The organism is Streptococcus sp. DAT741 (genome assembly GCF_009866825.1).
Classification (GTDB): Bacteria; Bacillota; Bacilli; order Lactobacillales; family Streptococcaceae; genus Streptococcus; species Streptococcus ruminantium.
The window spans coordinates 2,097,277-2,105,284 of the sequence record NZ_CP019557.1 but is presented as its reverse complement, the minus strand read 5'-3'; the positions used below and the strand labels follow the sequence as shown (position 1 = coordinate 2,105,284).

The 8,008-nt window shown below is 35.5% G+C and carries 5 protein-coding genes, 3 tRNA genes and 1 pseudogene; 4 read left to right on the top strand and 5 right to left on the bottom strand.

All coding sequences use genetic code 11. From position 1 onward, the window contains the following. Positions 1 to 202 precede the first annotated feature (202 nt). Both BZG42_RS09915 and BZG42_RS09910 read right to left on the bottom strand, forming a co-directional pair. Entirely contained in the window at positions 203 to 961 is a 759-nt protein-coding gene (locus BZG42_RS09915; RefSeq protein WP_155972277.1) for a ParB/RepB/Spo0J family partition protein, read from the bottom strand. Positions 962 to 1,021: 60 nt separating this feature from the next. Further along, the gene (locus BZG42_RS09910) at positions 1,022 to 2,197 is read right to left on the bottom strand and encodes a S1C family serine protease (RefSeq protein ID WP_155995916.1); all 1,176 of its coding nucleotides are present in this window, start codon (positions 2,195 to 2,197) and stop codon (positions 1,022 to 1,024) included. 191 nt (positions 2,198 to 2,388) lie between these two features. Here BZG42_RS09910 and rlmH point away from each other — a divergent pair, with 191 nt between their 5' ends. Together rlmH and BZG42_RS09900 are read left to right on the top strand one after the other, a co-directional pair. Beyond that, positions 2,389 to 2,868, top strand: coding sequence for a 23S rRNA (pseudouridine(1915)-N(3))-methyltransferase RlmH (rlmH, locus tag BZG42_RS09905; RefSeq protein WP_024531474.1), 480 nt, complete (start codon positions 2,389 to 2,391; stop codon positions 2,866 to 2,868). Positions 2,869 to 2,892: 24 nt separating this feature from the next. Beyond that, a pseudogene (locus BZG42_RS09900) lies at positions 2,893 to 3,577 on the top strand (YoaK family protein). On the opposite strand, the gene BZG42_RS09895 reads toward BZG42_RS09900, so the two are convergent. Beyond that, positions 3,575 to 3,648 (bottom strand) — tRNA-Arg (locus tag BZG42_RS09895). The pseudogene BZG42_RS09900 and the gene BZG42_RS09895 sit on opposite strands and share 3 nt — an antisense overlap. A gap of 117 nt (positions 3,649 to 3,765) precedes the next feature. Between BZG42_RS09895 and BZG42_RS09890 the strand changes: the two genes are divergently transcribed. Further along, positions 3,766 to 3,837: transfer RNA gene (locus BZG42_RS09890), tRNA-Glu, on the top strand. Between the two features lie 5 nt (positions 3,838 to 3,842). Beyond that, a tRNA-Asn gene (locus BZG42_RS09885) sits at positions 3,843 to 3,915 on the top strand. A 39-nt stretch (positions 3,916 to 3,954) separates the two neighbouring features. Here the strand turns inward: BZG42_RS09885 and BZG42_RS09880 are convergent. Further along, complete coding sequence (locus BZG42_RS09880; RefSeq protein ID WP_159780156.1) at positions 3,955 to 5,211, bottom strand: ISL3 family transposase; 1,257 nt, start codon at positions 5,209 to 5,211, stop codon at positions 3,955 to 3,957. 195 nt (positions 5,212 to 5,406) lie between these two features. Continuing rightward, the gene (locus tag BZG42_RS09875) at positions 5,407 to 7,983 is read right to left on the bottom strand and encodes a YfhO family protein (protein ID WP_155995319.1); all 2,577 of its coding nucleotides are present in this window, start codon (positions 7,981 to 7,983) and stop codon (positions 5,407 to 5,409) included. Positions 7,984 to 8,008: the final 25 nt, after the last annotated feature.

The following is an 8,008-nucleotide window of genomic DNA, read 5'->3' as shown; positions in this document are numbered from 1 at the left end:
AGTTTCCTCCTCTCACTTTGTATTCACTAGAATAGTGTACCATAAAAAAAAAAAGTTTTCCACAGATAATATTTAAAATTCACATTGTTAAGAAAAGTTTTCCACAAGATGTGAATAAAAGCCAAGATGTTAGTAAATCTTGACTTTTTGCAAAATTAATGATGTGGAAAAGGGTGTTTACAAAAATAAACTGTAAACAAGTTTATTTTAAGCTGTTGATAATTCTTTCAAATTCATCTAGATTATCAAAATGAATCCGAATCTCCCCTTTCCCATTTTTTTTCTGGAGAATTTTTGTAGTTGTTCCAAGATGCTGGCTAATAATGACCTCTTGTTCTTTTAAAAATGGATTGTTCTGTCTAACTTGTTTCTTCTTTTTATTGGACAATACTTTTTCAAGCGCGTGCACACTTAAATCTTTTTCTAAAATGATTTGAATCCATTCAGCTTGTTTTTCCTCGGAAAGTGAGAGCAATTGTCGCGCGTGCCCCTGTGAAATTTTTCCTTCTTCTACAGCTTTTTTTGCTTGAGTGGATAAGTTTAAGAGTCGCAATATATTACTGATATAAGGTCTTGATTTTCCCATAATTTGGGCAATTTTATCATGTGTCAATCCTTTATTTATCAAATTATTATAAGATTGCGCCTCTTCAATAGGATTTAAATCTGAGCGTTGTAGGTTTTCTATAATTGCCTGACGGAGTAAATCATCATCAGTTAAATCTTTTACAACGGCCGGTATTTCAGTTAGACCAGCTAATTGACTGGCGCGTAATCTTCTTTCTCCAGCCAATAATTCGTATCCAATAATGGACGATTTTCTTACAATAATCGGTTGAATCAATCCATTTTCTCTGATAGATTGCGCTAATTCAGCCAGTTTGGTTTCATCAAAATGAACTCTTGGTTGATAGGGATTTGGATGTATCTCTGAAATATTTAGGGTACGTAATTCTTCCATATGAGCTTATTTTAACAAAAAAATCTATACTTTACAATTGTGTAAAGTATAGATTGTAAATTATTGACTGAGTTGATCCGTAGAATGTGTCAACTTGATGTCAACTGTTTGCTTTTTATTGTTACGATAGTAGGTAACCTTAATCGTATCACCAATTTTATGCTTGTAGAGGATACTTTGAAGATCGCTCTTATTTTGAACAGCTTCACCGTTAATCTCAGTGATAACATCAAAGGTTTCAAGTTTTCCATCAGCAGGTAACCCCTTCTGCGTTGAAACAACTACAACACCAGATGTTAATTTGGTATCTGATAATCCAGCTTTTTCTAATTGTCCAGTTGACAAATCTGTCAAATTGACTAGTTGGAAACCGAGAGCAGGTCGGATAACTTTACCATTTTTCTCAATTTGATTGATAATAGCTACTACATCATTAGCAGGAATAGCAAAGCCCATCCCTTCTATAGCAACACCGGATCTTGATGTACTCTTTTTACTTGAATTGATCCCCACAACTTGTCCTTTAATATTTATCAGTGGACCACCTGAATTACCTGGGTTAATGGCTGCATCTGTTTGGATAGCGTTGGTAGAGATAGTTTGTCCATCTTCTGATTGTGAGGTGATAGTTCTACTCAAACTAGAAATAATACCTTGTGTAACAGTATTAGCATAGACACTACCAAGTGGGCTACCGATAGCGATAGCAGGTTCACCGACCTTGATAGTATTGGAGTTAGCAAATTCGGCAACAGTAGTGACCTTATCAGCAGGAATCCTTATTACAGCTATGTCAGAATAAGTGTCAGAACCAACAAGTTCTCCTCTGACCTTTTCTCCTGAAGTTAGAAGAATATCTATTTTTTCTGCGTTATTGATAACATGCGTATTGGTAACAACGTAGGCATATTTATCGTCTTTTTTATAGATAACACCCGAACCTTCTCCAGCTACTACAGGTTCATCCGGTGTATCAATATTTCCGAAGATGGAGCGTAGGCTATTGTTTGCTGATTTTTGATAGTTAATTACTGAAACAACAGCATTTTGCACCTTTTCTACTGCTTTTGTAGTAGAGGTCTCATTATTGTATTGCACCTTGCTGACATTTGTAATAGTAGAATTTGCCTGTTGTTGTGCTTGTGGTTGAAAGAAAGAGGCAGTCATGAAAGAACCAACTAACCCCCCAAAAAGACCAACAGCAAATAGAATAGTAAATTTCAAATATTTTTTCATACAAGAATTCCTACCAATTTCTTTATTTTTTCCTAAGATTACTCCTACTTTCTTAATTATAACTTAAAGTTTCTAAAAATCAATCCACAAACTGTGGATAACTATTGAATAATGTGAAAAAAAGTCAGTTATTATCTCATTTTCTAAAAATATTTTCAGTCAAGTTATTGTGGATATGTTACAATAATTTTATGAAAATAAAATTGATTACTGTTGGAAAATTGAAAGAAAAATATCTTAAAGATGGTATTGCAGAGTACAGCAAACGTTTGGGACGTTTCACTAAGTTGGAGTTGATTGAACTTCCAGATGAGAAAACACCAGATAGAGCTAGTCAAGCGGAAAATGAACAAATTTTGAAAAAAGAATCTGATCGAATCATGACTAGGATTGGGGAACGAGACTTTGTTATTGCTTTGGCGATAGAGGGACAGCAGTTTCCTTCTGAGGAATTTAGTAAAAAATTATCCGATATTGTGATAAATGGTTATTCAGATATAGCTTTTATTATCGGTGGCAGTCTAGGGTTAGATTTAAATGTCAAAAAAAGAGCCAATTTATTGATGAGTTTCGGAAAACTAACGCTTCCACATCAATTGATGAAATTGGTTCTCATAGAGCAAATTTATCGTGCTTTTATGATCCAACAAGGAAGCCCCTATCATAAATAGTTTCACGTGAAACAAGGAGTTAATATGAATCAAAAAGATTATCGTATTTTTGAGGGTTTACGCATAGCTTGTTCCTTGACCTTTATTAGTGGTTATCTAAATGCTTTCACTTTTGTGACTCAGGGTGGACGTTTTGCTGGTGTACAATCAGGGAATGTTATTTCTCTTGCTTATTTTTTAGCTAGAGGTGACTTTGTGCAAGTAGTGAATTTTTGTATTCCTATTTTATTTTTTGTATTTGGACAATTTTTTACCTATTTAGCTAGAAAATATTTTGAAAAACAATCGTGGTTCTGGCATTTTGGTAGTAGTTTAATCATGCTACTGTTGATTCTTCTTACTATTGTTTTGTCGCCAATTATGCCTCCTCCATTTACAATTGCCAGTCTTGCTTTTGTAGCTTCCATTCAGGTAGAAACATTTAGGAGATTACGTGGTGCTCCCTATGCTAATGTTATGATGACAGGCAATGTAAAAAATGCGGCCTACCTTTGGTTTAAAGGGACGATGGAAAGGGATCCTGAACTAAAAAAAACTGGTAGGAATATCCTATTTACCATCATAGGATTTATGCTAGGGGTTATCGTATCCACTCACTTATCTATCCAATTAAAAGAGTATGCACTCATTGGACTTATTCTACCGGTTCTATACATCAATTATAAATTGTGGCAAGAAAAAAAGACCTACCAGAGGTAGGACTAGATGATTCCAGCAGGATTCGAACCTGCGACCGTTCGCTTAGAAGGCGAATGCTCTATCCAGCTGAGCTATGGAACCACACTCTAACCTCCCTTATTGTACATTAAACAACGAGTTCTGTCAATACGGTAAAATTTTGAAAAATGTGTTGACAAAAAAAGACCCGTGTATTATACTAGTTATTGTTCCAAAGATGGTCCGTTGGTCAAGGGGTTAAGACACCGCCTTTTCACGGCGGTAACACGGGTTCGAATCCCGTACGGACTATTCTTTCCGCTATAGCTCAGTTGGTAGAGCGCATGACTGTTAATCATGATGTCACAGGTTCGAGCCCTGTTGGCGGAGTAAATAGGCTCATTGTCAACTGTAGTGGGTGACTTATAGCTAAGCGCGAGAGGAGACGAACTTCGTCTTCTCATTTTTGATGTTCAAAGCGATTAAGATACGTTTCTTGAACTTGTCAAAGTTCTTGTAACCAAAGGCATTGCGCTTGATGTCTTTGATGAGTTTGTTAGTGGCCTCAAGTTTAGCGTTAGAGTAAGGCAATTCAATGGCGTTAGTGATGTAGTTTTTATAGCGAATAAATGTGCTCAAAGCGGTTTTAAAGGTGCGATTGAGATGAGGTAAAGCGTCTTGAATTAAGCCCCAAAACTGCTCAGTATTCTTCTCTTGCAGGTGGAAAAGGAGTAACTGGTACAGGTCATAATAAGATTTTAACTCAGGGACTAGTTTGAACATCTTATTGAGACATTCTCTAGGCGTTAGAGTCTCTCTAAAAGTTCTAGAGTAGAAAGCCTTAGGAGATAGTTTCCGACTATCTTTTTGAATAAGTCTCCAGTAGTACTTAAGAGCTCTGTATTCAAGAGATTTATCGTCAAATTGCTTCATGATTTCAATACGTGTTTGCTTGAGAGCTCTATTGATGTGCTGGACAATGTGGAAACGATCGAGAACAATTTTAGCTTGAGGAAATAGAACCTTGATGAGAGGAATATAACTTCCAGACATATCGACAGTGACGACTTTAACTTTTTTTCTAGCTTCTTTCGAGTACTTGAAGAAATGATTTCGGATGGTTGTTTGACGTCTGTCATCAAGGATGGTAATGATTTTCTTGGTGTTAAAATCCTGAGCAATGAAGGCCAGTTTTCCCTTCTGGTAGGAGAACTCATCCCAGGAAAGCCCTTCTGGCAAAGTAGTGTACTCCTCTTGGAAATGAAATTGCTTGAACTTGCGATAGACAGTAGAGGTAGAGATAGCGAGCTTAGCAGCGATATGGGTAAGAGCCTCTCTGTTGAGCAATAGGTGAGCGATTTTCTGTCTCACTATTTCAGAAATTTGGCAATTTTTCTGAACGAGAGATGTTTCAGAAACAGTTACTTTTCGACAGGACTTGCACTGAAATCGTCTCTTTTTCAAACGAATGAGGCTAGGGAAACCAGCAATCTCAATAAAAGGGATTTTAGAAGGCTTTTGGAAATCGTATTTGATTTGTTTTCCTTTACAGTGTTTACATTTGGGAGGGTGATAATCAAGTGTAGCGGTGACTTCGATATGGGTATCGTGTTGAATGGCTTTATTTAAGATGATATTTTTGTCTTTAATTCCGATGAGTAATGTGGTATTATTGATGTGTTCCATAAGATACTTTCTAATGAGTTGTTTAAGCGCTTTTCATTATAAGTCTTATGGGACTTTTTTGATACTCAAAAAGCCCTATAATCTCCACAGCGGGGTTACCCACTACAGAAATTATAGAGCCATAAAGTGTAGGAGACCTTGAGAAATCAAGGTTTTCTTTATTTTCAAGTAACAGTAAAAAAAAAACCGAGGAAATTAACTTTCTCGGTTTTTGAAATATTTTCGTTTGAGCAACTGATAGACAATAAAGGTGGAGCTTGCGCAACAAGAGATAAGAAGCCCTAAATGAAATCCTTGAGGGATAAAGGTCATCACTACCTTTGTCTGACCGGGTTTTACATCTAGTTTCATCAAACCATTCTGAGCCTTTTGAATGTTAGCTGTTTGACCATCAATGGTTGCTTTCCAACCTTTATCATAAGGCAAAGTAAAGAGTAGTGAGGCTTCTTTTTCAGTTTTAAAATCAACAATCACATTATTTTTATTTGTTTTTACAACTACATTTTTCTCTTTTAGGCTTGCCATTGCGTGTTGAAAGGCAGTCAAGTCTAATCTGTAAAATTGTGGTCTATCAAATGATACTTGATTATTTTCTGGGAAGTAAATGTTCACTTGTACCTGCGTTTCAGTATCAAAATTTCCTATGTTAAAGAAAGAAAAAGTATTATCAAGTGTAAACTCACTTGACTGATTATTGACAGTAATGACAACTTTTTTATGATTCTCATTTGATAAAGTTAGTTTAGGTAAATTTAAATATACTTGGCTATTTGCAGGAACTGTCAATGTATAACTGGCTTGAGCGGCATTTTCATCATCTTTCTTATTAACTGTTATTCTACCACTAAGTTCAGTTGTATTTTGTGAGGGAATGCTAGTAAGGGAGTGATAGTATTTTTGAGAAAGCCCTGTAATTTGATTGAGAAACTTGGTTTGATTGTCAAGTGTTAAATTAGTAAAATTTACATCTTTGTAAACTCCTTCAGTCAACATTGCTAATTCTTGATGAAAACGATTTTCATAGATGCTGATGTTATCCTCACTCTGATGCAGCATAAAACCAAATTTATTTGGGTCGGATGTGGCTAGATTGTACTTGATTCCAAATAGACTATCTGCAATAATAGTATTATTTTGATAACGGAGATTTAGATTGGTACCATCTGAGCGGAAGCCCAGTTTGTCTAATACCGAGCTAGAAGCTCGATTTCGGATTGACGAAAATTGAGAAATACCATTGTAATTAAATTTCATGCTGTCATTACCAGTTTGTGGCAACAGTCGCTCAGTGCGATAGAAAGAGTTATTGAAAGCTTTAGTTGATTTTACAAGACTGTCAATATTCGTTAATTTTTCTTCATAGTTTGAACGACTAGGAAAATGCCATTCATCAGATAAGCCCTGAACTTGATAGTGAGTATGCAGTCCAATTTCTAAGGTGCTAAAAGCCAGAAGAGCTATGTTAATCCATTTAGATGATTTGTAGCTTATGATGGTTACAAAAAGAATGAGATAGGCTACTAGAAATTCTAGTGTCAATAGGAAGTTTACATCCTTTAAAAAATCGTAATGATTCCTAAAGAGGTACGTTGCTAGAAAACCTACAAAAAGTAGAGAAATTATCAAGAGAATTGATTTAAATTTTAGTTGGTCTAAGCGTACTAAGGTCTCTGCTGCTAAATAGATAAGCGAAGTTGAGAGTACCCAGGCATATCGATAGAGAAACATATTTGGCGCATGCATACCTTGCCAAAATAGATTGAGTGGTTGGAAATAAAAACTTGCGATAATAAAGATAAAAAGTAGGGCATAGGAGAGCTTGATTGTCCATTTTACTTTTGTTAGTGTAAAGAATAGAAGCGCCAGTATGAGTGGTACTAGACCTACTGAAATCATGGGTATAGATCCGAATTTTGTTGTATCGAAGCTACCTACTAAATTTTTAGCAAAAAAGTCTAAGTACCAAGAGTCGTCAGTTTTGAGATTGACAATCTTTGTAAAGGTCTCTCCATGAGTTTTTAAATCTAAATAAGTTGGAAGCAGCATGAACATACTACTTAAAGCAGATAGAATTGACACGGTGGTAAAGGTGATAAAGGTTTTTATTTTCCCAGTCTTCAACCAAGAAATCTGGACTAATGTCCATAGTGTCAGAAAAATAGCAGCCATGTAACCAAAATAGTAATTTTGGACAAATAAACAGGTCAGAGAAATGTAGTAAATAATTTGCCCTTTTCCTGTTATTAGTTTATGTAGGCCAAGTAGGATGATGGGGATAAGAATAAAAACATCTAACCAGCTACTAATTTCCAATTGGCTTGTAGCAAAACTCATCAAGGAGAAGCTGGTAGCAAGTAAGATTGCCCATTCATTTTTTAGATTGGAATGAATTCCTTTTAAACTAGTAAAAGTTGACAAACCTGTCAATCCAAACTTGACAATAGTGAAAAGATAAAGGGCATCTGGCATGGATTGTAAATTAAAGAAGAAAGCCAAAGGAGATAGAAACGATCCTAAATAGTAGGAAGAGAGGGCGTAAAAATTAAGCCCTAAACCACTTGTAAAAGTATAAAATAAGGAACCGTCTCCGTGTAAAATGTTTCGCAAGGTCTGGTTGAAAATAACATATTGATGAAAGCTATCGCTTGCCAATATAGTTGTATCGCTTCCCCACCATATTCCCTGGATTGATAAGGTGATTGAAATGATGGTTAGTGGTACAATGAATGATAGAATATAATAAAAGGGTTGGTTAGTAAATAATTTTTTCATAGGCTTAAAAGAAAAGGCGATTCAA

Coding starts and splice junctions, on each gene's coding strand:
- BZG42_RS09915 (WP_155972277.1), bottom strand. CDS start 961: ATGGAAGAATTACGTACCCTAAATATTTCAGAGATACATCCAAATCCC.
- BZG42_RS09910 (WP_155995916.1), bottom strand. CDS start 2,197: ATGAAAAAATATTTGAAATTTACTATTCTATTTGCTGTTGGTCTTTTT.
- rlmH (WP_024531474.1), top strand. CDS start 2,389: ATGAAAATAAAATTGATTACTGTTGGAAAATTGAAAGAAAAATATCTT.
- BZG42_RS09880 (WP_159780156.1), bottom strand. CDS start 5,211: ATGGAACACATCAATAATACCACATTACTCATCGGAATTAAAGACAAA.
- BZG42_RS09875 (WP_155995319.1), bottom strand. CDS start 7,983: ATGAAAAAATTATTTACTAACCAACCCTTTTATTATATTCTATCATTC.